The following is a 21,903-nucleotide window of genomic DNA, read 5'->3' as shown; positions in this document are numbered from 1 at the left end:
ACACATGACGACCACTTTAAAGGTCGAGTTTGCAGCAAGCAGTCAGTAGTTACCGTGATTTCCACGATCGGCGAATGTCAGCTATCAGGCGCTGAATTCGAAGACGGATACGTCTGCTGTGGGTCGATCTGAGTCATTGAAAGCACATGCCCCAACCGCACTGACAACTGGCACAACAACGGCCGTGGTGCCTGAAGTTCAGTGGAAATCCCGGCTGCTCGTCTCCAGCCGCCCCAACCAGGCAGAAAGGTCAACCAGCCGCTTGGCGACCAGATGCACCACCTCCCCTTCCACCTGCAATTGCCCATAGACGCCGAGCAGCGTCGAGGCGAGCAGTGCGCGGCGCTGTTTTTCGACCAGCCAGGGCTGGACGACGACGTTGGTCAGGCCGCTTTCGTCCTCCAGCGTGACGAAGACGATGCCGGTGGCGGTGCCGGGGCGCTGGCGGCCGACGACGATGCCAGCGGCGCGGATCAGGGCGCGGTCGCCGGCGACGGCGAGGTCGGCGGCGCACACGAAGCGGCGGGCAGCGAGGTGACTGCGCAGGAGGGTCAGGGGGTGGCGGCGCAGGGTGAGGCCGAGGCTGCGGTAGTCGGCGACGAGGTTTTCGCCTTCGCCTGGCGCCGGCAACTCGGGCGCCGCTTCACGCGGCGGCTGGCCGGCGAAGAGGTCGCCCTGCACCGGGGCGGCGATCTTTTCGGCGCTGGCCGCCCAGGCCGCCCGGCGGCGGTGTCCGGCCAGACTGTGCAGCGCGTCGGCCGCGGCGAGCAGGTCGAGGTCGCGCCGGCTCAGCGCGGCGCGCGCGGCGAGATCGGCGACGCTGGAAAACGGCCTTTTTTGGCGGTCGACCGCAGCGATGCGTTCGGCGGCCTCCGCCGATAGCCCGCGGATTTCGCGCAGGCCGAGGCGGACGGCGCCATCCGGGTCGACACGGCTGTCCCGATCGCTGGCCGCGACATCCGGCGGCAATACGGTGACGCCGTGGCGGCGGGCGTCCTGGACGAGCATCGACGGCGAATAGAAGCCCATCGGCTGGCTGTTGAGCAGGCCGCAGAGGAAGGCGGCGGGATGGTGGCGCTTGAGCCAGGCCGAGGCATAGACGAGCAGCGCGAAGCTGGCGGCGTGCGATTCCGGGAAGCCGTATTCGCCGAAGCCCTGGATCTGCAGCACGATGCGCTCGGCGAATTCGGCGGGTATCCCGTTGGCCTGCATGCCGGTGCGCAGCTTGTCCTGGTAGCGCTGCAGGGTGCCCTTCTTGCGCCAGGCAGCCATCGCCCGGCGCAGCTGGTCGGCCTCGCCGGGGGTAAAGCCGGCGGCGACGATGGCCAGCTGCATGACCTGCTCCTGGAAGATGGGCACGCCGCAGGTGCGGGCGAGCACCTGGTCCACGGCCGGCGAAATCTTTTCGATTTTTTCCTTCCCCTGCCGCCGCTTGAGATAGGGATGCACCATGTCGCCCTGGATCGGGCCGGGGCGCACCAGCGAGACCTCGATCACCAGGTCGTAGTAATTGCGCGGCTTGAGGCGCGGCAGCATCGCCATCTGCGCGCGCGACTCGACCTGGAAGACGCCCATGCTGTCGGCGTGGCACAGCATTTCGTAGGTGGCGGCGTCGCCGGCGGGAATTTCGTGCATTTCCGGACGTCGACCGCAACGTTCGCCGACGATGTCGAGCATGCGGCGGATCGCCGACAGCATGCCGAGGGCCAGGATGTCGACCTTCATCAGGCCGACCGCGTCGAGGTCGTCCTTGTCCCACTGGATGACCGTGCGCTCGGGCATCGCCGTGTTCTCGACCGGCACCAGCCGGGCCAGCGGGCCGCGCGACATGACGAAGCCGCCGACGTGCTGCGTCAGGTGGCGTGGAAATCCGCGCAGCTGGTCGGCGACCCACAGCCATTTCTCGACGCGCGGCGAGGCCGGGTCGAGGCCGAGCTCGGCGAAGCGTTCCGGTAATTGCTCCCTTTTATCCCACCAGGCGAGCGAGGCGGTCAGCGCGTCGATCCGGGCGCGGTCGAAGCCGAGCGCGCGGCCGGCGTCGCGCAGCGCGCCCTTGGTCCGGTAAGTGATCAGCGCCGCCGCCAGCGCCGCCCGCTCGCGGCCGTATTTGCCGTAGATGTAGGCGATGACCTCGTCACGCCGCTCGTGCTCGAAATCGACGTCGATATCCGGCGGCTCGCCGCGTTCCTTCGAGACGAAGCGCTCGAAGAGCATCTCGGAATGCGCCGGATCGACCTCGGTGATGCCGAGCGCGAAGCAGACCACCGAATTGGCCGCCGAGCCGCGTCCCTGGCAGAGAATTTTCTGGCTGCGGGCGAAGCGGACGATGTCGTACACGGTGAGGAAATAAGCCTCGTAGCGCAGTTCGGCGATCAGCGCCAGTTCGTGCTCGACGCGGCCGCGCACCGCGGCCGGCTCGCCCTGCGGGTAGCGGCGGCACAGGCCGATCTCGGTTTCGTGGCGCAGCCAGGAGGCCGGGGTATGGCCGGGCGGCACGATTTCCTCGGGGTATTCGTAGCGCAGTTCGGCGAGCGAGAAGCGGCAGCGTCCGGCGATCGCCAGCGTTTCGGCGAGCAGTTCGGGCGGGTAGAGGCGCGCCAGGCGCAGGCGGCTGCGCAGGTGGCGCTCGCCGTTCGGGAACAGGGCATGGCCGGCCTCGAACACGCTGGTCTTCAGGCGCAGCGCGGTCAGCACGTCCTGCAGCGGGCGGCGCGCCCGGACGTGCATGTGCACGTCGCCGGCCGCCACCAGCGGCAAGCCGCAGGCCGCGCCGAGCGCCTGCAGTTCGGCGAGCCGGGCCGCATCGTCGGGGCCGGCGTGCAGTTCGACGGCGATCCAGCAGCGGTCGGGAAACTGCCCGGCCAGCCAACGACCGTCGTCGGCGTCGGGCCGGCTCCCCGGCACCCAGAGCACCAGGCAGTCGGGCACGGCGCCCGAGGGCGAAACGGCGTTCAGGTCGTGGCGCTGCAAGGTGTAAGCGCCCTTCTCCGCCCGCCGCCGGGCAAGCGTGACGAGCGCCGAGAGGTTGCCGTAGCCGTCGCGGTTCTGCGCCAGGAAGACCAGCTTCAGGCCGTCGGCCGTCGTCATTTCGCTGCCGACGATCAGCCGCGGCGGCGTTTCTGCCCCTTTTTCGCCGTCGACCGCAAGCGCCGCCCGGTGCGCGCGGACAACGCCGGCCAGCGAGCATTCGTCGGTCAGCGCCAGCGCCGCGTAGCCCTGCGCCGCCGCCTGTTCGACCAGCTCCTCGGGATGCGAGGCGCCGCGCAGGAAGCTGAAGTTGGAGAGGCAATGCAGCTCGGCATAGTCCGGCAGCGACATGGCGGCGCTCCGGGGTCAGGCGAAGAGGCCGTGCAGGAACCAGCCCTGCGCGTCGCGGAAGATCCACGCCCACTGCCCCTGCGGATTGCGGGCGACGAAATAGTCGCGCCGCACGTCGCCGGCAGCACCTGCCTCGCCGCCATCCCACCAGCCGCTTTCCAGACGTTCGCCGCGGGTGAGCAGTTGCAGCGGGCCGTGCCAGTGCGGCCCGCCGGCCCGCTCGGCGAGCGGCTGGGGCGTATCGAGCAGCCAGAACGGGCGACTGCCGGCGTCGCTTGCGGTCGACGGCGGAAAAGCGGCCGAATCCGCAGCCGGCTCGGCCATGCGCGTGGCACATTCCGGCCGGTGGTCGGGCTGCCAGGCCAGGGTGCGAACGGCATCTTCGCCGAGGCGCGCGCGCAACCGTTCGAGGCAGGCCGCCGCCCCCTCCCCGGCTGACGGCTGCGCGAAGAGGGCAATGCTGGCGCCGGGGCGCGCGCAGGTGTCGTCGGCGACCAGGCGCAGGGCGGCCACCGGCGCCGCCAGCTGCAGGCGGCCGAGATGCTCGCGCAGCAGGCGCAGGAGCCGCGCCTCGTCGGCGCTGGCCTCGGCCAGGCGCAGCGGCAGCACGCTGGCGCTGCCGTCGTCGTGCGTCAGGTGCAGGCTGCAGGCGCGCACCAGCTGCTGGCGGACCTGCAGCCAGCCGGCCAGCGCCGCGAACAGGCGCTGGCCGGCGAAGGCCAGGGCTTCGGCATGCTCGACGCGGGCCGGCAGTTCGAGATCGCAGGCGAAGCGTTCGGGGAAAACGAAAGGCAATTGCGGGTCGGCCAGCTCGCCCCGGGCGCGCAGCAGGTCGTCGACCGGACCGTTGCCGATGCGCCGCCGCAGCCCGGCAGCCGGCACCTGCGCCAGATCGCCCAGACGCTGCAGGCCGCAGGCGGCCAGCCGGGCGACGGCTTCCGGCGGCCAGTCGGGCACGCTGCACGCCAGGCCGGCGAGCGCCGTTTGCATGGCCGCCGGCGTCGGATGCAGCGCCCGTGTCCCGGCCTGCGCCAGCCAGCGCGCGCCGAGCGGCGTCGGCGCCGCCGCCCAGGCGACCGAATAGGCCTGCTCGGCGCAACCGGCATTGACGGCATCGACGATGGCCGCTGCACCGCCGAACAGGCGCAGGCAGCCGCCGATTTCGAGCAGCAGGCCGGCCGGCGGCGCCAGACTGACCGTCGGCGTGAAACGCCCGGCCCAGCAGGCGAGGCTTTCCAGCGCCTTGCATTCGAGCACCGGATCGCGCTCGCCGACGGCCAGGCCGGGCTGCAGGCCGAGCGCCGTCGACAATTTCTGCCCGGCGACCACGCCGGCCGCGGCGGCGGCCCGGTCGCAGACCCAGATGCGGCCGCGCGCAACGACGGCGCTAGGCGAGCGCCGCCAGGGCAGCGCTTCGAGCGGCAGCAGGGGAAAATGCAGGGCCAGCCACAACAAGGTTCGTTCTCCCTGGGCGGGGAATGGACAGGAACAGCGGCCGCGCCGCCGGCCGGCCGCGCCGCTTCAGGATCCCTACCGAAAGGCCGCCTCCGCCGGCGGCCAATGCGATACGCAGCGGCGCCGGGGACGGACTATGGGCGGCTGCGGTCGACCGCCACAAACAGGCAAAAACCGGCCGGCTCTCGGCGGCGACCTGCAGGCGGCGCAGGGCGCGCGCGTCGAGGTCGACCGCCGGCCAGGCCAGGACGCCGGCGAAACCACCGCTGGCCAGCAACTGTTCGACGCACCAGGCGGCCTGGCGCCCGGCATCGACGACGACCAGGCGTTCGAGCGCCACGCCCGCCGCCGCCCAGGCCGGCGCATGCGGCTGCCAGGGCGGCGCCACCAGTGCCAGCCAGCCGCCGGCCTGCGACAACCGGGCCAGCGCCGGCAGCAGCAGGCTCATTTCGCCGAGTCCGCCGCGGTCGACCAGCAATTCGACCAGATTTCCGCGCGGCCAGCCGCCGCCCGGCAATTCGGCGTCGAGTTCGGCATGGCCGCTCGGGATGGCGGCCGCCGGCAGGCTGGCCAGCGTGTCGCCGCGCCAGACGTCGCCCCTGGCCAGCACCTCCGCCAGCGCGACCGGCGACGGCGCGACGTTCATGACAAGGCGTTGATCGCCCCGCGAATCAGGCCGACGGCGATGCCTTCGATGGCGAAATCGACCTCGCCCGGATTGACGACGATGGGCTCGAAATCCGGATTCTCGGCAATCAGCTCGATGTGGCCATCGCGCCGCTGCAGGCGCTTGACGGTGACCTCCTCGTCGAGCCGGGCGACGACGATCTGGCCGTCGCGCGCCTGGTTGGTCTTGTGCACCGCCAGCAGGTCGCCGTCGAAGATGCCGGCGTCGATCATCGACAGACCGCGCACCTTGAGCAGGTAATCGGCGCGCGGGTTGAACAGGTGGGCGTCGAGCGCGTAGCGGCCCTGCACGTTCTCGACGGCGAGGATGGGCGAGCCGGCGGCGACGCTGCCGATCAGCGGCAGGCCGAGCTGCTCGACCAGCCGGATGCCGCGCGCCGAGCCGGGTTCGAGGTTGATCGCGCCCTTCTTTGCGAGCGCCTTGAGGTGGTCCTCGGCGGCATTGGGCGAGGCGAAGCCGAAGGCGCTGGCGATCTCCGCCCGCGTCGGCGGCGCACCGAGGACTTCGACGGTATTCCTGATGAAATCGAGGATTTCCTGCTGGCGCGGCGTAAGTTTGGACATGGCATTCTCCGGCGGAACTGATGACTGTATTTATATCCAGTTAAACGGACAAATGCAAGCCTTCGCGCAATCCTGCGCCGGCGCCGCGCATTACAATCGTCGCCCACGCCCTGCCCATCCGACGCATGCCTGACACCGCCCCCGAATTCACCATCGCCAGCGAACACCGCGATTTCGTCGAATGGCGGCGGGAGCGCACGCACTACGCGGTCTGGGCGATCGCCGCCGACACGCCGGCGTTGCAGGCCGCCAGCGCGGCCGTGCGCCAGAGTCTGGACGGCCGCCTGCTCGCCAGCTACCGGCGGCAGCCCCATATCACCCTGCATTTGTGCGGCTTTCCCGCCGCTGTCGGGCGCCGTGCCGACGATTTCCCCGCCGCCGCGCTGCATGCCCAGATCGCCGCCCTGCAGGACGCCGCACCGCCACCCTTCGAGCTGGAAATCGGCGGCCCGGCCAGCTTCGCCTCGGCGGTCTATCTCGCCGTCGGCGACCCGGCGGGCGCCCTGCAAGCCAGCCGCCGGGCACTGGCCCGCCCCGGCGACACCGGCGACGGCCATCCCTACACGCCGCATGTCACCTGCGGCCTGTATCGCGACGCCTATCACCTGCCGACGCTGCTGCGCGCCCTGGCCGACTGCCATCCGGAAACGCCCGTGCGCCTGCCGGTCGCACGCCTGACCCTGATGGCTTACGAGGCCGCCGTGATCGGCGGGCCGCTGCTCAGCCTCTGCGAATTCGATCTCGTAACGCGCCGGGCCACGGTGCCCGACCCGGCGCTGATGGCGCGGCTGTTCGGCGTTGCCTAGAGCCCTCTCAACCCTTCGCCTCGCGTTCGAGCAGGACCCGCTTGCGCTCGATGCCCCAGCGGTAGCCGGCCAGCCCGCCGTCGCTGCGCACCACGCGATGACAGGGAATCGCCACCGCCAGCGCATTGGCGGCGCAGGCCCCGGCCACGGCGCGGACTGCCTGCGGGGCACCGATGCGGCGGGCGATTTCGGCATAGCTGGCCGTGGCGCCGGCCGGAATCTCGCGCAAGGCCTGCCAGACGCGCTGCTGGAACGCGGTGCCGCGCACGTCCAGCGGCAGCGCCAGCCCGCGCCCCGGCGCTTCGACGAAACCGACCACGGTGGCGACCAGCTGCTCGAAGCCGGCGTCGCCGCCGAGCAGGTCGGCGCGCGGAAAGCGGTCCTCGAGGTCGCGCACCAGCATCCCGGGATCGTCGCCGAGCAGAATGGCGCAGACGCCCCGTTCGCTGGCGGCGACCAGGATGGCGCCGAGCGAACACTGGCCGACGGCGAAGCGGATGGCCATGCCGCTACCGCCGGCGCGATAGCGGGTCGGCGTCATGCCGAGGATGCGGTCCGACTCGGCGTAGAAGCGGCTGCCCGCGTTGTAGCCGGCGTCGTAGATCGCCGCGGTGACCGGCGCGGGGCCGGCCAGCCCGGCGTGAACCCGGCGGGCGCGCCAGGCGGCGGCATAGGCCCGTGGCGTCAGGCCGGTCACTACCTTGAAGACGCGGTGCAGGTGGCAGGCGCTCAACCCGGCATGGGCGGCCAGTTCGCCCAAGCTGGGGATCTGCGCGGACTGCTCGATCAGCCGGCAGAGACCGGCGACCAGGGCAGCCTGCCGCTCGGCGAGCGGCGGCAGGTCGGGCCGGCAGCGCCGGCAGGGACGGAAGCCGGCCTGTTCCGCGTCGGCGGCCGTGGCGTGGAAGGCGACATTCTCCGGACGCGGGGTGCGCGCCGCACAGGACGGCCGGCAATAGACGCCGGTCGTGCCCACCGAGTAGAAAAAGCTGCCGTCCGCCGCCGGGTCGCACGCCACCACGGCCGCCCAGCGGGGATCGCCCGTCGTCGTCGCCGCCTGTCGGGCGGCCCTTGCCGTCATTTTCCGCGTCATTCCTGCACCCTTTTTCCGAAGCCATGCGCGCAATCTAGCCCGGGATCGACGCCGGCACACCCCGCATCTTGCTTTCGAATTCGCCGCCCGGCGAACTAGCGCGGCATGTCGATGCCCTTGAGCTTGCGGTACATGTCGACGGCGTAGGAATCGGTCATCCCGGCGACGAAGTCGGCCACCTGCAGCAGGCGCACGTAGGGGTCGGCGTCGGGCCGTCCGCCGTGGCCGAGGAATTGCGCCGGCAGCAGCTTGAGCAGCATGCTTTCGCGCGTCGTCAGCCGTGCCTGCCCTGCGCCGGCCTCGACGGCATTGGCGAACAGCGCCAGCAGGCCGCCGAGGACCTCGAAGCCGGCGGTCTCGATCTCCAGCGCCGGCCGCGCGGTGTAGATGGTTTCCTTGGCCAGTTTGAGGATGGCCTGCAGGGGAACGGCGACCGGCGAGCAGTCGAGCAGTTCGTCGTCGAATTCGCCGGCGAGGATCGCCGCCTCGTTGGCCAGGAAGACCGCCGCCGCGCTTTCGAGCAGACGGCCGATGGCCTTGGCGCGCAGGTATTCGAGGCGCTCCTTCGGGTCGTGCAGGCGCTCCAGCCGGCCGCCGCTGACGGCGTTGCCGGCGAGGTCGGCAAGCAGGCATTCGGCATCCCGGTACGGCACGAAGCCGAGGCGTGCCGCATCCTCCAGATCGACGATCAGGTAGCAGGTATCGTCGGCGACCTCGACCAGGAAGGCGAGCGGATGGCGGCGCCAGGCGGCACCCGGAATTCGCTCGACGAGGCCAGTCGACCGCGCCACCTCCCGGAATGCTTCCGCATCCTGCTGGAAGAAGCCGAACTTCCTGCCACTCTTGCCGTCGAGCGGCGTGTCGAGATGCGACGGGCGCGGATACTTGGTGAAGGTGGCGAGCACCGCGCTGGTCAACTGCAGACCCGGGTTGGCCGGGCTCTGCAGGCGGGTGACGATGCGGAAACCCTGGGCGTTGCCTTCGTAGCGTTCGAAGTCGGCGCGCTGCGCGGGCGTGAACGGATGACGGTCGAGCAGGCCGGAAGTGCGGAACCACTCGCGGATGGCATCCTCGCCGGCGTGGCCGAAGGGCGGGTTGCCGATGTCGTGGGCCAGGCAGGCGGCGGCGACGATCGCCCCGAAATCGCCCGACTCGACGTCGCGCAGGCCGTGGCGGGCGATGATCTCGCGGCCGACCACGGCGCCCAGCGAGCGGCCGACGCAGCTGGCTTCCAGGCTGTGCGTCAGGCGGGTGCGCACGTAGTCGCTCTTGGAGAGCGGGAAGACCTGCGTCTTGTCCTTCATGCGCCGGAAGGCGGAGGTGAAGACGATGCGGTCGTAGTCCTGCTGGAAAGCCGTCCGCTCGGGTGTTCCCGGCGCCTTGCCGGCGCCCGGCCGTTCGGCGGAGAGCAGCTTTTCCCAGATTTTTCGTTGGCCCATGGTGTTCCGGATTGGCGACGCGATGGGCTGCGAGTTTACTCCGCTTCGATCAGCGCCCGCACATGCTCGGGCAAGGGCACCGATTTTCCGGTCTGGGTATCCATCCACACCACCTTGGCCGCGCCCTCGGCGTAGATGCGGTCGTCGCCGACGATGCGCATCTCGACATGGGTCGGCACGCTGGAGCGGCCGGCATGGCCGACGTAGGTGCGCACCTCGACGGTGCCCGGATAATTCATCGGCATCAGGAAGGTACAACTGGCGTTGACGATCACCGGACCGGCGCCGCCAGGGCGGACCGGCACCTCAAGCGCCTCGATCCATTCGACGCGCGCCTGCTCCATGAAGCGGAAATAGATGGTGTTGTTGACGTGCCCGTAGGCATCCATGTCGCCCCAGCGGATGGGGATCTGCGTAACATGAACAAGTTTTCTTCTGTGCTCCATGAGGCCACTCTTTTCGGGGGGTTGCTGAATAAGTCTCCATACTGTACCGTATTGTCAACAGCGTCACAAATAAATCAAGAGGAGACATCATGGAACGCGAAGCAATGGAATTCGACGTCGTCGTCGTCGGCGGCGGCCCCGCCGGCCTGGCGTCGGCGATTCGCCTGAAGCAGCGGGCGGCGGAAAACGGGTCGGACATCTCGGTCTGCCTGATCGAGAAAGGCGCCGAGATCGGCGCCCACATCCTGTCCGGCGCCGTCATGGACCCGCGTGCCCTGAACGAACTGCTCCCGAACTGGCAAGCCGACGGCGCCCCGCTCAACGCGCCGGTGTCCGAAGACCGCTTCTTCATCCTTTCCGAGAACGGCGCGACCAGGGTGCCGAACAGCATGCTGCCGAAGTGCTTCCACAACGAGGGCAACTACGTCATTTCGCTCGGCAACGTCTGCCGCTGGCTGGGCGAGCAGGCCGAGGCGCTGGGCGTCGAGATCTACCCGGGCTTCGCCGGCGCCGAGGTGCTGTTCGACGAGAACGGCGCCGTCCGGGGCGTCGCCACCGGCGACATGGGCCGCCTGCACGACGGTTCGGAAGGCCCCAACTTCCAGCTCGGCATGGAGTTGCTCGGCAAATACACCTTCTTCGCCGAAGGCTGCCGCGGCCATCTCGGCAAGCAACTGATGACGCAGTTCAACCTGAACGACGGCGCCGACCCGCAGACCTACGGCATCGGCCTCAAGGAACTGTGGGAAATCAGGCCGGAAAACCACCAGCTCGGCCTCGTCGTCCATAGCGGCGGCTGGCCGATGGCCTCCGACACCTACGGCGGCGGCTTCGTCTACCACCTCGAGAACAACCAGGTCGCCGTCGGCTTCGTCGTCGGCCTCGGCTACAGCAACCCGCACCTGGCGCCCTACGAGGAATTCCAGCGCTACAAGACGCACCCGGAAATCCGCAAGTTTTTGGAAGGCGGCAAGCGTATCGCCTACGGCGCCCGCGCGCTGACCGCCGGCGGCATCCAGTCGCTGCCCAAGCTCGTCTTCCCGGGCGGCGTTCTGGTCGGCGACGACGCCGGCTTCCTCAACGCGGCGCGCATCAAGGGCTCGCACTGCGCCATCAAGTCCGGCATGCTGGCGGCCGACGCCTGCTTCGACGCACTGGCCGGCGAACGCCAGCGCGACGAACTGACCGCCTATCCGGAATCCTTCAGGAACAGCTGGTTATACGAGGAACTTCACAAGTCACGTAACTTCAAGCCGTGGATGAACAAGGGCCTCAAGCTGGGCTCGATCATGTTCGGCATCGACCAGATCGTCTTCGGCGGCAAGGCGCCGTGGACCCTGCACAACCGGACGCCCGACCACGCCAAGCTCAAGCTCGCCGCCGAATGCGCACCGATCGCCTATCCGAAGCCGGACGGCGTGCTGACCTTCGACCGCCTGTCGTCGGTCTTCCTCTCCAGCACCAACCACGAGGAAGACCAGCCCTGCCACCTGCAATTGAAGGATGCGGCGGTGCCGATCGCGGTCAATCTGGCGCAATACGACGCGCCGGAACAGCGTTTCTGCCCGGCCGGCGTCTACGAGATCCTGCGCGACGAGCAGGGCAACAACCCGCGCCTGCAGATCAACGCGCAGAACTGCGTGCACTGCAAGACCTGCGACATCAAGGACCCGACGCAGAACATCAACTGGGTGACGCCGCAAGGGGGCGAAGGGCCGACCTATCCGAACATGTGATGCTTTATAATTCGGCGGCTAAACCCCTTAGGGAGAACATCAAATGGGCTTTCTCGCCGACAAGAAGATTCTGATCACCGGGCTGCTGTCCAAGCACTCCATCGCCTACGGCATCGCCAAGGCCTGCCACCGCGAAGGCGCGCAGCTCGCTTTCACCTACCAGAACGAGCGCTTCGAAGAACGGATCAAGAAGTTCGCTGCCGAATTCGGCAGCGACATCATCATCCCGCTCGACGTCAGCAGCGACGAGCAGATCGACAGCCTGTTCGGCGAACTCGGCAAGCGCTGGGACGGCCTCGACGGCCTCGTCCATTCGATCGCCTATGCGCCGACCGAGGCGATCGAGGGCGATTTCCTGAACGGCATCTCGCGCGAGGCCTTCCGCATCGCGCACGACATCTCGTCGTACAGCTACGCCGCTTTGGCCAAGGGCGCCCGCCCGATGATGCAGGGGCGCAAGGCCTCGCTGCTCGCCCTCTCCTACCTGGGCGCCGAGCGCACCATGCCCAACTACAACACCATGGGCCTGGCCAAGGCCAGCCTCGAGGCGGCCACCCGCTACCTGGCCTTTTCCCTCGGCCCCGAGGGCATCCGCGCCAACGCCATCTCGGCCGGCCCGATCAAGACCCTGGCCGCTTCCGGCATCGGCAGCTTCGGCAAGCTGCTGGCCTACAACGCCCACCACGCCCCGCTGCGTCGCAACGTGACCATCGAGGAAGTCGGCAACGCCGCCGCCTTCCTGCTCTCCGACCTGGCGAGCGGGATCACCGGCGAAATCATGTACGTCGATGGCGGCATGAACACCACGGCGCTCGGCAACCCGGAGCCGCTGCCTGCCTGACGGCTGCTGCGGTCGACCGGCAAAAAAAGCCGAAAATCAAAACGCCGACCGGAAAACCGGTCGGCGTTTTTTTTGCTGCTCGTCCGGCCGTCGCCAGCCCGCGCGCGGCTTACTTGTCCTTCGCTTCCAGCGCCGCCTTGTTGATTTCCACCTTGTAGCGGGCGCGCAGGGCGGCCAGGTAGCTCTGCACCTCTTCCTGCATCTCCAGCGTCGCCAGCTGGCGCAGCATGGCCTGCTTGCGCGCCTCGTCGAGCGCCTCGCCGGTTTCCAGCTTGTTCAGGCGGAACAGCGCGTAGCCGCTGCCCGGCAGTTCGACCCCGGCGAAAGCCGGCAGTTTGGCAGCCTCCATGCGGAACACAGCGGGCACGGCGACCGGCGGCAGGGCACCGTGATCAAGGCGGGAAACCCGCTTGACCGGCCCCCAGGCCAGTTTGTCCTCGCCCTTCTTCAGCGCGTCCAGGCGCGCCTCGCCGTCCTTGCGCGCCAGTGCCTGCGCTTCCTGGCGCTTGAGCAGGGTTTCGATGCTGTTCCGGACGCCCTCGAAGGGCTGCAGCGTCGCCGGCTTGTAGTCGACGATGCGCGCCGCGACCAGCGTGTTCGGCGCGATCTCGACGGCTTCGGTATTGCGCCGGTTCTTGACCGAGTCCTCGGAGAAGACCGCCGCCAGCAGCTTTTCGTTGGCCAGCGGTCCGCTCGCCGGGTTCGCCTGGCGCCCCAGCCATTCCGACTGCTTGACGCCGAGGCCGAACTTCTCGGCGGCCGGCTTGAGGCTGTCGGACTGCTCGTAGACCATGTTGGTGAAGGCTTCCGCCGCTTCGGCGAACTTGCGTGAAGCGGCCGCCTTCTTCAGCTCGGCCTCGATCTCGCCCCTGACGTCGGCCAGCGGCTTTTCCTTGGCGGCGTGGATGCCGGTCAGCTTGATGATGTGAAAGCCGAAATCGGATTCGACGACGCCGGAAATCTCGCCATCCTTGAGTGCGAAGGTCGCTTCCTCGAACGGCTTGACCATCATGCCGCGGCCGAAGAAACCGAGGTCGCCGCCCTTGGCGGCCGAACCCGGGTCGTCGGAATTCTTTTTCGCGAGGTCGGCGAAGGATGCCGGATTCTTGCGGACTTCCGCGAGCAGTTCCTCCGCGCGGGCCCGCGCCTTGTCCTTGCCGAACTTTTCCGAGGCGACCAGGATATGGCTGGCGCGCCGCTCTTCCGGCTGCTGGTAGCGGTCCTTGTGGCCGTCGTACCAGGCCTTGATCTCGGCATCACCGACCGTCAGCTGGGCACCGATGGCCTCCATCGAGAGGACGACGAATTCGGCCCTGGCCTGCTCCGGCACCTCGAACTGGCGGCTGTTCTCGTCGTAGAACTTCTTCGCCGCGCCGTCGGCCAGCTTGACCTTGTCGAGGAAGGCGTCGAGGCCGATGCGGTATTCCTGGACGTCGCGCTTTTCGGTCTGCATCGCCAGGATGCGGTCGCTGACCGTGCGCGCCATCAATCCGGATTGCCCAACGGCGGTGGCCAGCTGCTGCAGGGTCAGGTCCTGGCGCAGGCGGGCCTCGAAACCGGCCGGCGTCATCCCCTGCGCCTGCAGGACCGCGGCGTAGCGTTCCGGCGAGAATTTGCCGTCGACGTTGAAGGCGTCGATCGCGGCGATGGTGCGGCGAATCGCCTCGTCGCTGGCGAAGAGCTTGCGCTTGTTGGCTTCCTGCAGCAGCAGCTGCTGGTCGACGAGATCGTCGAGGATCGCCGTGCGCGCCTCCGGGCTGTCCAGCAGCTTGGGATCGAACTGCCCGCCCATCTGGTTGCGCAGGCGCTCCTGCTGTTCGCGCAGCGCCTGCTGGAACTGCTGCTGGGTAATCTTGACGTCGCCGATGCGGGCGACGTCGTCGCCGGCGCCGACGCTGCGCACGTAGGATTCGACGCCGAAGAAGGCGAACGGCAGCGTAATCAGCGCGAGAAAGATCTGGACGATCTTTTTGTTGTTGCGAACTGCATCAAACATGAGATGAACAACCCTTCAGATACGTTCAAAACGGCGAACGCGGGTTCGCCAAAAGCGTCAATGATACCGTAGTTTCGCCCCCCTTCATTGACGCGAAAGCGCGTTGCGGGATTCGCTCTGCCCGATCAATTGTCCCAGCCGGCGCACCGCATCCTCGATTTCGGGCGTATGCGGGTTGCCGCAGTTGAGGCGCAGGCAGTTGCGATACATGCCGCTGGCCGAGAACAGCTCCCCGGGCACAAAGGCCAGCCCCTGGGCGACCGCCCGCCCGTGCAGCGCCGTCGTATCGATGTCCTCCGGCAGCTCGACCCACAGCACGTAGCCGCCCTGCGGCTGGGTGATGCAGGTTTCCGCCGGGAAATGGCGCGTCGCCGCCTCCCGCATGCCCTCCACCTGGCGTTCGTAGGCGCGGCGCAGGCTGCGCAGATGGCGCTCGTAGGCGCCCGATTCCAGGTACTCGGCGAGCACGTGCTGGGTCACCGGGTTGGTGCCGCCGCTGGTGATCGTTTTCTGCAGGGCGAGCGCCGGCCGGTAGCGCCCGGCGGCGACGAAGCCGATGCGCAGCGACGGCGACAGGCTCTTGGAAAACGACGAACAGAGCAGCACGTTGCCGGCCGTGTCGAAGGCCTTGATCGGCCACGGCCGCTGGCTGCCGAAATGGAGGTCGCCGTAGATGTCGTCCTCGATCACGGCGACGCCCCTGGCTGCGGTCAACGCCGCCAGCAGGCGCTTTTTCTCGTCCGGCATGACGCTGCCCAGAGGATTGCTGGCATTCGGCACCAGCAGGCAGGCGGCGACCCGGCCGTCGCGCGTCGCTAGGTCGAGCGCCTCGACGGAGACGCCGGTGCGCGGGTCGGTGGGAATTTCCAGCGCCCTCAGGCCCAGCGTTTCGAGCAGCTGCAGCATCAGGTAATAGGCCGGCGACTCGACAGCCACCGTGTCGCCCGGTTGCGTGACGGCGCGCAGGCAGAGACCGAGCGCCTCCGTGCACGAATTGGTGATGACGATCTCGTCGCCGGCCAGCGGCCCGCCCCAGGCGAGCGAACGGCGCACCAGCTGGCGGACCAGCGCCGGCTCGTCCATGTTGATGTGGCTGCCGCCTTCGAGCAGCTTCGGATGGCGCCGGGCGACGCCGGCGTAGAGGCGGTGCAGCGCCGCCACCGGCAGCAGCGCGGGAGCCGGCAAGGCCGCCGCCAGCGGCGCCACACCCGGCTTCATGCCGGCCTGCAGCACACGCACCAGACGCTGCGTGACATCGACCTGGACCGCCGCATCCGGCGTCGACCGCTGGGCCGGCTCGGCCCGCGCGGCGGGCGCCCGCCGCACGAAGTAGCCGGACTGCGGCCGCGCCTCGACCAGCCCGCGGTCCTCCAGCTGGCGCAGCGCCTGCACCACGGTCGACACCGACAGGCGGCGCTCCTGCGCCAGACGCCGCACCGACGGCAGGCGATCGCCGTGGCGCAGCATGCCGCCGGCGATCATTCCTTCGAGGTCGCCGGCCAGTTTTTCGTAACGCAGCAATTCCGCAGCCATGAGTCACCAATACAGTTCGCAATGACCACGACCAGCACAGCGCAAATCATACGCAACTGTATTGGTCACAATTTAATTTCATTGCTACTGTATCACCAAGATGCCGGGGCATAAGCTTTCTCCCACAACAAACGCTGGAGAGAGCCATGAAGATCGATCTCGGTTCGGGAGAAATCCGCCTCGCCGACAACAGTCCGCTCAGTCTGCGCGGCGCGCGCGGGGTGCGTATCACGTGCACCGCCGGCACCATCTGGATCACCGTCGCCGACGAGCCCGGCGACACCTTCCTGGCGCCCGCTCAGACACATGTCGTGCAGGGCAACGGACTGGCCATCGTTGAAAGCATCGGCGCCGGCAGCATCCGGATCGCCAGGCCGGCCCCCGGATCGTTCCGGCAGACCTGGCTGGCCGGGCTACGCCAGCTTTCCGGCACGTGGCCGGCGACGGTACGGACTATGCTGCGTCCCGCGCCGCCCTGGCTGCCTGGAGCGCAAGCCCCAGCTGCAGATCGAAATGCGCGACATGGGATTCGAATTTCCGCTCCATGAACACCATCAGCGCGGGGATGTTGCACACGCCGCGCTCGATCTCGTCGATCTTGGCCTGCACGAACGCGGCCATCCGGGCGTGTTCGCGGGCATGGTCGGCAAACGGAACGCCGTACCGGCGGGCGGCAGCCTCCTCCCACGCATAGTGCCGAACCAGGTCGTCGGCCAGTCGCGAAAGCAGCGCCAAGCCGTGCGCGTCGTCGTCGGAAACCGCCAGCAAGGCATTCTTGACCTGCAGCATCTCCTGGAACAGACGGTCGTGCTGGCCGTCCATTTCGGCAATGCCGGTCAACAACTCGGTCGGAACGAGCATCTCGGTCATGGCACCCCACCCCTTCGGCAGAAAGCGTTCCCGTCAGCCTAGCGCCCGCGCGCGGGCTTGTCCAGCAATCGGCAGGATCAGCAGGCCCGGGCCGGTTCAAGCAGGTCGAATAGGCCGGGTGGCAAGGGCTTGAGATTTTCCTGCTTGATCGTGATGCGGACCGGCACGCCCTGCCTGCCGATCGCCTCGACCACCAGGCGCCCGGCCGACGCTTCGGCGATCACCCGAACGGTGCGCGTCAGTTTCCGGTTCCGGCCGAGGTAGGTGGCCACGGTACCGGCTGGCGGCAGCCAGGCGGATTTCACGCGCGTCATGGTGAGCCTTTCGCAGCTGGGCAATGGCCGCAGGCTACTCCGGAAGAAAGATTTTTCGAATACTGTACATTCATACAGCTTTAGGCTATTCTGCGCCTGAACACGAACACTGTTCATCCATACAGCTACCGACAACCCCAAGGAGTCGCCATCATGAAACGTCTTCAACAATGGTTCGATCTGATTGCCGGCATCTCCCACGACGAGCAGGCCCGCCTCGAACGCGCCCGCGCCATCTTCGGCGCCAGCGGCCCCGACGTCGCCGCCCTGCAGACCCCGGCCTGCTGGCGCCGCCGCACCCGCGTCGCGCGCCGCTGAACGCCGGTTCCGGCGCCGGAATCCGGCGCGGCCTTGTTTTTTTGGCCTTTTCCAGCGGTCGACCGCAACCGTCGGCAAAGGCGCGATTCCGGGCCAGGCGCCAGGGCGCGGCTCGAAAAAGGCAAAGGTGGCGGCTATCATGGGTTGATAGCCATTCACCGCCCCCCATGAGCACTGCCCTGCACCATTTTCTCGACGGCCGCGTCCGTCTTTATGTCGGCGACCTCACCGACCATGCCGTCGACGCCATCGTCAATGCTGCCAACAGCAGCCTGCTCGGCGGCGGCGGAGTCGATGGCGCCATCCATCGCCGCGGCGGCCCGGCCATCCTCGCGGCCTGCCGCGCCCTGCGCGCCAGTCTGTGGCGCGACGGCCTGCCGACCGGCCAGGCGGTCATCACCGTCGGCGGCGAACTGCCTGCGCGCCACGTCATCCATACCGTCGGCCCGGTCTACGGGCGCCACGGCGGCCAGGAAGCCGCCCTGCTTGCCGCCTGCTACCGCAATGCCATCGCACTGGCCGCCAGTCTCGAACTGAAGACCGTCGCCTTCCCGGCCATTTCCACCGGCATCTACGGCTACCCGCCCGCGGCGGCGGCAGTCGTCGTGTCGACGACGCTGAACGAGGCACTCGCCGAAACGGCTGCGATCGACGAGGTCAGGCTGGTGTTTTTCAACGCCGCGCAGCTGGAAACCTTCGTCGCCCACCAGCAGTTTGCCCGCTGACTGCCCGCATCGCTTGCCGCCCGGCGCCACTGCGGCATAATCGAGCCTGCGGCAACGACAAACACCAATAAACTCCGGAGAACCAGCCCATGAAGCGTATCGACATCGACGGCGCCATACGCTCGCATACCCAGTGGCGACGCCAGTTCCTCAACGCCTTCGCCGGCGGCGACTACGCCGACATGCCGCTCTCCGAACACCGTGCCTGCACCCTCGCCCAGGCACTGCGGGAGGCTGGTGGCAAGGGCACGGAATCAGCAGCCTTCCGGGAACTGACCGCCGCCCACGAGCGTTTCCACGCCCTGGCCAACGACATCGTCGACCTCAGCAACAACGGCCTCGGCGACGCCGCCGACCTGCTGCTGCCCGAACTGAACGAGGCTTCGCACCAGCTGGTGACGCAACTGGACAAGCTGCGCGAATACCGGGACGACTGAGCCCTCCGGAGACCTATCCCCGGCACCGGCCTGATCGCGAACGCCATGCCGGCTCGCCCCCTCCAACGATGCAGTGACTTTCCCATGCAAAGACTGCTGGCTCTCCTCGGTCCCCTGCCATTCATCGCCCTGGCGATTCTCGCCGCCGGGCTTTCCCTCGGCGTCGCCGTAGGGCTCTTTACCGATGTATTCGCGCCCGCCATCGCCGCGGTCGAATCCGGCTGGCGCCATCCGCTGACCGGTCTGGCGCTGGCCGCCAGCTACTTCGCCTACGGCCTGACGCTGCTGCTCGTCGCCCCGGCGCTCAACCTGCTCCTCGGCGGGCGCCTGCGGGCCTATCGCGGCTCCGCCGTGTCGCTCGCGGCATTGCGCTGGTACGTCCACTGCACGCTGACGCTGATCGTCCGCTATTCGTTTCTCGAATTCGTGACGCCTTCGCCCTTCGCCCAGCTCTACTACCGGTTGATGGGCATGAAGATCGGGCGCAACGTCACCATCAATTCGACGGCCATCGCCGACCCGTCGATGATCGAGATGGAGGACGGCGTGACGATCGGCGGCACGGCCAGCATCATGGCCCACTATGCCCAGGGCGGCTACCTGGTGATCGCCCCGGTCCGCCTCCGCGCCGGGGCGACGATCGGGCTGCGGGCAATCATCATGGGCGGCGTCGAAGTCGGCGAAAAGGCGAAGGTGCTCGCCGGCTCCTTCGTGCTGCCCAACACCTCCATCCCGGCCGGCGAAACCTGGGCCGGGATTCCCGCCCGCCGCATCGAACTGGAACGCAGCGAGGGGGCCGCGCGCGTCGTCACCGGCGACGCCTGAACGATGCCCGAGCTGCCGCCGCTCGCCACCATCGCCCTGCGCCTGCTCGGCATCGCCGCCGGCCTCGTCGCCTGGTTCGTCACCCAGCGCCTGATCGGCCAGCGCCCCCTGGCCGAGCAGACGATCAGCGACAGCCTGCACCAGCTGACCGCCGGCGCCAACGCCTGGCTGCACGGCCATCCGCGAGCGGCGAACGTCATGCTGATCGGCAGTTCGCTGGCGGTCGACGCGGTCACCCTGTTCGTCCTCGCCTACGCCGTGCTCGGCCCCAGCTTCGCCCCCTTCTGGGGGCTGCTCTGCCTGTTCGTCCTGCGCCAGCTCTGCCAGGCGGCGGTCGCGCTGCCGGCGCCGCCCGGCATCATCTGGCGCCACCCCGGCTTCCCGAGCCTGTTCGTCACTTATGCCGTCGGCAACGACTTCTTCTTTTCCGGCCACACGGCGCTGGCGGTGTTCGGCGCCATCCAGCTGGCCGGTCTCGGCATCCCCGCCCTGACCTGCCTCGGCGCGACCTTGGCCGCCCTCCAGATGGCGCTGGTGATCGTCCTGCGCGCCCACTGGACGCTGGACGTCCTCGCCGGGTTGTTCGCGGCAACGACAGTGGCCGCCCTCTTCTGGCCTGCCTGAGCATCGCCGGCAGGCGACTGCCGCTCGCATTCGGATCGCCGGCCACCAGGCAATACGCGCCTTACGGCAAACGGTGGTTCACCAGTTCGAACACATCCTTTTCGCTTTCGCTGCTGGCCACCGTCGAGATGACACGCTGCATCCGCACGTAGCGCTTGATCTCCGGGGCGTACCAGATCAGGTAATTGACCCGCACCGGCTCCATCTGGGCCTCGGTCTGCGAGCCGGTCCGATTGCGGCTGCTCCACACCTCGATCTTGAAGGCGTTGAAGGTGCCGGCGGGAACGCTCACGGATTCGCGGCCGACGACTTCCGCCTTGGAATACCAGTTCCGCCATTGCGGGTGCAGGTCCGGGGTCGGCAGGTTGCCGAGCGGACTCTGCCGCGCGAGGTCGACAAAGGCGCCGAAATAGGGGCTGAACTCCGGACCGATCGCGTTCCAAGCGATGAAATCGGGCTGGTTGCCGCGTCCCCGGCGCACCTCGCTGCCGCTCTCCGGTTCGAGCAGCCGCAGTTCGTCGGTGACGACATTGTCGGCGACCGACTGCGCGACGATTTCGAAACGCCGTTTCGGGCTGGTCGGCCACTTGCCCGAAGAGCGGTAGGTCCAGCGCTCCCCTCTGACCGGCAGCATCGCAGAAACGCCGGCCTCCGGGGCCGTCACCTTGGCCGGCGTTTCTGCCGGGGCGACGGTGCGCTCGGTTTTCGGCGCCAGCACCAGCGTCTTGCGCGCGGTCACGTCGCCGCCGCGGGCGGTCAGCGTGAAGGTCGTTGGCGCATCGACCGCGACATCGACGCAGTCGCTGGCGGTATTGCTCAGCTCGCCCGGACGTGGCGACAGCGTCAGGCTCTCGGCATTGCTCACCCGGTAGCACAGGCGCATGCGCGAGGCGGTCACGTCGGCACGGAACTCGCGAATGGTCGGCGGCGGTGCGACAGCCGGCGTAACCGGTGCTACCGGTACGGCCGGTGTGATAGCCGGTTCCGGCCGGGGCGCGGGTTCCGGTTCGGGCCGGCGCGGCGCGACCGGCGTGGCAGCCGGCGAGACGGGTGCGACTGGTGCCGCCGGAGCGGCGGTCGGCGGAACCACGGTAGCCGGCGCGGGCGGCGCCGGCCGAGTGGCGCCTGGCGGTCCGGATGGCGCCTTGGCCACGGGGGCCTCGGTGCTCGGCGCCGCTGGCGCCGGCTCGCCGCGGCCAGCCGTCCCCCGGTCGCCGAATGTCGCCCACAGGCCGGCGACGATCAAGGCAACCGCCGCAACGGCAGCCGGCACCACCCAGCGTCGGGATTTCTCCACGTTCGCCGCATCGCTGCCGCTGCCGGCCGCCGTCGGAATGGCAGCCGGCTCGGGGGTCGCCCGGGAGGCCGGAGGCGTTTTGCCCGCGGCATCGACCGGCGGCGCCTTGAGAATATTCTCCAGCGTATGGATCAACTCGCCGGTCGAAGCTTCCCACTGCTTGTGGGTGATCTCGATGGCCTGGCGCCGGGTCAGCGACTTCAGGTCCTCGGGCAGGTCGGCGGTCTGCGGCATGAGCGCACCGCCGACCAGCACCGGCACCACGCGAATCCCGCGCTTCAGGGCGGCCCCGGTTTCCAGGCGGATGAAGTCGTTGGGATCGTCGAGCCGCCGCCGGCCGGCGGCGTCGGCAGCGGTGGTCCATTCGTCGCCGATCACGGCGATCAGCACGCGGCACGAACTCACCGCATCTTCGATGGCTTCCACGAAATCAAGGCCGGGCTCGATCCCCTCGACATCCATGAAGACGCGCTCGGGACCGAAGACGGCGACCAGACGATCGTAGAGACGACCGGCATACCCTGCCGAATCGTCGCGTCGATAGCTGATGAAAATGCCGTCCATGCCAGACTGCCCCCT

General features: G+C 68.6%; 21 protein-coding genes. 9 read left to right on the top strand and 12 right to left on the bottom strand.

The window, feature by feature from the left end; genetic code table 11:
- Window positions 1-198 precede the first annotated feature (198 nt).
- The 4 genes from GH660_RS15950 to lexA are packed head-to-tail and all read right to left on the bottom strand — an operon-like array spanning window position 199 to window position 6,024.
- A complete protein-coding gene (locus GH660_RS15950) occupies window positions 199-3,318 on the bottom strand; it encodes an error-prone DNA polymerase (RefSeq protein ID WP_153147717.1) in 3,120 nt (1,039 codons plus the stop codon).
- A 15-nt stretch (window positions 3,319-3,333) separates the two neighbouring features.
- Window positions 3,334-4,773, bottom strand: coding sequence for a DNA polymerase Y family protein (locus GH660_RS15945; protein WP_153147715.1), 1,440 nt, complete (start codon window positions 4,771-4,773; stop codon window positions 3,334-3,336).
- The gene (gene imuA / locus GH660_RS15940) at window positions 4,706-5,419 is read right to left on the bottom strand and encodes a translesion DNA synthesis-associated protein ImuA (protein ID WP_153147713.1); all 714 of its coding nucleotides are present in this window, start codon (window positions 5,417-5,419) and stop codon (window positions 4,706-4,708) included. The genes GH660_RS15945 and imuA overlap by 68 nt, the downstream gene beginning before the upstream one ends.
- The gene (gene lexA / locus GH660_RS15935; protein WP_153147712.1) at window positions 5,416-6,024 is read right to left on the bottom strand and encodes a transcriptional repressor LexA; all 609 of its coding nucleotides are present in this window, start codon (window positions 6,022-6,024) and stop codon (window positions 5,416-5,418) included. Before lexA ends, imuA begins: the two co-directional genes overlap by 4 nt.
- A gap of 125 nt (window positions 6,025-6,149) precedes the next feature.
- On the opposite strand from lexA, the gene GH660_RS15930 reads away from it, so the two are divergent.
- On the top strand, window positions 6,150-6,830 hold the full coding sequence (locus GH660_RS15930; protein ID WP_153147710.1) for a 2'-5' RNA ligase family protein: 681 nt from the start codon (window positions 6,150-6,152) through the stop codon (window positions 6,828-6,830).
- Window positions 6,831-6,837: 7 nt separating this feature from the next.
- Here the strand turns inward: GH660_RS15930 and ada are convergent, their stop codons facing one another.
- The 3 genes from ada to GH660_RS15915 all read right to left on the bottom strand — a co-directional run bounded on the left by ada (window position 6,838) and on the right by GH660_RS15915 (window position 9,808).
- A complete protein-coding gene (ada, locus tag GH660_RS15925) occupies window positions 6,838-7,911 on the bottom strand; it encodes a bifunctional DNA-binding transcriptional regulator/O6-methylguanine-DNA methyltransferase Ada (protein ID WP_153147708.1) in 1,074 nt (357 codons plus the stop codon).
- A gap of 107 nt (window positions 7,912-8,018) precedes the next feature.
- Window positions 8,019-9,362, bottom strand: coding sequence for a dGTP triphosphohydrolase (gene dgt, locus GH660_RS15920; RefSeq protein ID WP_153147707.1), 1,344 nt, complete (start codon window positions 9,360-9,362; stop codon window positions 8,019-8,021).
- Window positions 9,363-9,397: 35 nt separating this feature from the next.
- Complete coding sequence (locus GH660_RS15915) at window positions 9,398-9,808, bottom strand: thioesterase family protein (protein ID WP_153147705.1); 411 nt, start codon at window positions 9,806-9,808, stop codon at window positions 9,398-9,400.
- A gap of 89 nt (window positions 9,809-9,897) precedes the next feature.
- Between GH660_RS15915 and GH660_RS15910 the strand changes: the two genes are divergently transcribed.
- A complete protein-coding gene (locus GH660_RS15910) occupies window positions 9,898-11,544 on the top strand; it encodes an electron transfer flavoprotein-ubiquinone oxidoreductase (protein ID WP_153147703.1) in 1,647 nt (548 codons plus the stop codon).
- Between the two features lie 43 nt (window positions 11,545-11,587).
- Window positions 11,588-12,385 (top strand): enoyl-ACP reductase FabI, encoded by a 798-nt coding sequence (gene fabI / locus GH660_RS15905; protein WP_153147701.1) that lies wholly within the window; start codon window positions 11,588-11,590, stop codon window positions 12,383-12,385.
- Window positions 12,386-12,494: 109 nt separating this feature from the next.
- On the opposite strand, the gene GH660_RS15900 is transcribed toward fabI, so the two are convergent.
- A complete protein-coding gene (locus GH660_RS15900) occupies window positions 12,495-14,381 on the bottom strand; it encodes a SurA N-terminal domain-containing protein (RefSeq protein WP_153147700.1) in 1,887 nt (628 codons plus the stop codon).
- An 84-nt stretch (window positions 14,382-14,465) separates the two neighbouring features.
- The gene (locus GH660_RS15895) at window positions 14,466-15,914 is read right to left on the bottom strand and encodes a PLP-dependent aminotransferase family protein (protein WP_153147698.1); all 1,449 of its coding nucleotides are present in this window, start codon (window positions 15,912-15,914) and stop codon (window positions 14,466-14,468) included.
- Between the two features lie 146 nt (window positions 15,915-16,060).
- Here GH660_RS15895 and GH660_RS15890 point away from each other — a divergent pair, with 146 nt between their 5' ends.
- Complete coding sequence (locus GH660_RS15890) at window positions 16,061-16,462, top strand: DUF2917 domain-containing protein (RefSeq protein WP_153147696.1); 402 nt, start codon at window positions 16,061-16,063, stop codon at window positions 16,460-16,462.
- Here the strand turns inward: GH660_RS15890 and GH660_RS15885 are convergent.
- Both GH660_RS15885 and GH660_RS15880 read right to left on the bottom strand, forming a co-directional pair.
- Complete coding sequence (locus tag GH660_RS15885) at window positions 16,368-16,784, bottom strand: hemerythrin domain-containing protein (protein WP_153147695.1); 417 nt, start codon at window positions 16,782-16,784, stop codon at window positions 16,368-16,370. The genes GH660_RS15890 and GH660_RS15885 overlap by 95 nt on opposite strands.
- Before the next feature lie 77 nt (window positions 16,785-16,861).
- Window positions 16,862-17,098, bottom strand: a complete 237-nt coding sequence (locus GH660_RS15880) for a hypothetical protein (RefSeq protein ID WP_153147693.1) — start codon at window positions 17,096-17,098, stop codon at window positions 16,862-16,864.
- Window positions 17,099-17,251: 153 nt separating this feature from the next.
- Between GH660_RS15880 and GH660_RS17930 the strand changes: the two genes are divergently transcribed.
- The 5 genes from GH660_RS17930 (at window position 17,252) to GH660_RS15860 (ending at window position 20,027) form a co-directional block, all read left to right on the top strand.
- Window positions 17,252-17,416 (top strand): hypothetical protein, encoded by a 165-nt coding sequence (locus GH660_RS17930; RefSeq protein WP_194266338.1) that lies wholly within the window; start codon window positions 17,252-17,254, stop codon window positions 17,414-17,416.
- 167 nt (window positions 17,417-17,583) lie between these two features.
- A complete protein-coding gene (locus tag GH660_RS15875; RefSeq protein WP_153147691.1) occupies window positions 17,584-18,141 on the top strand; it encodes an O-acetyl-ADP-ribose deacetylase in 558 nt (185 codons plus the stop codon).
- A gap of 89 nt (window positions 18,142-18,230) precedes the next feature.
- A complete protein-coding gene (locus tag GH660_RS15870) occupies window positions 18,231-18,578 on the top strand; it encodes a CZB domain-containing protein (RefSeq protein ID WP_153147688.1) in 348 nt (115 codons plus the stop codon).
- An 84-nt stretch (window positions 18,579-18,662) separates the two neighbouring features.
- Window positions 18,663-19,403, top strand: coding sequence for a hypothetical protein (locus tag GH660_RS17925; RefSeq protein ID WP_194266337.1), 741 nt, complete (start codon window positions 18,663-18,665; stop codon window positions 19,401-19,403).
- Between the two features lie 3 nt (window positions 19,404-19,406).
- Entirely contained in the window at window positions 19,407-20,027 is a 621-nt protein-coding gene (locus GH660_RS15860) for a phosphatase PAP2-related protein (protein ID WP_153147687.1), read from the top strand.
- A 61-nt stretch (window positions 20,028-20,088) separates the two neighbouring features.
- Here the strand turns inward: GH660_RS15860 and GH660_RS15855 are convergent, their stop codons facing one another.
- Window positions 20,089-21,888, bottom strand: coding sequence for a toll/interleukin-1 receptor domain-containing protein (locus GH660_RS15855; protein ID WP_153147685.1), 1,800 nt, complete (start codon window positions 21,886-21,888; stop codon window positions 20,089-20,091).
- Window positions 21,889-21,903: the final 15 nt, after the last annotated feature.

The sequence above is a fragment of the Dechloromonas sp. H13 genome (assembly GCF_009469615.1).
Taxonomy (GTDB): domain Bacteria; phylum Pseudomonadota; class Gammaproteobacteria; order Burkholderiales; family Rhodocyclaceae; genus Azonexus.
The sequence above is the reverse complement of the archived record's forward strand: the minus strand, read 5'-3'. Positions and strand labels throughout refer to the sequence as shown.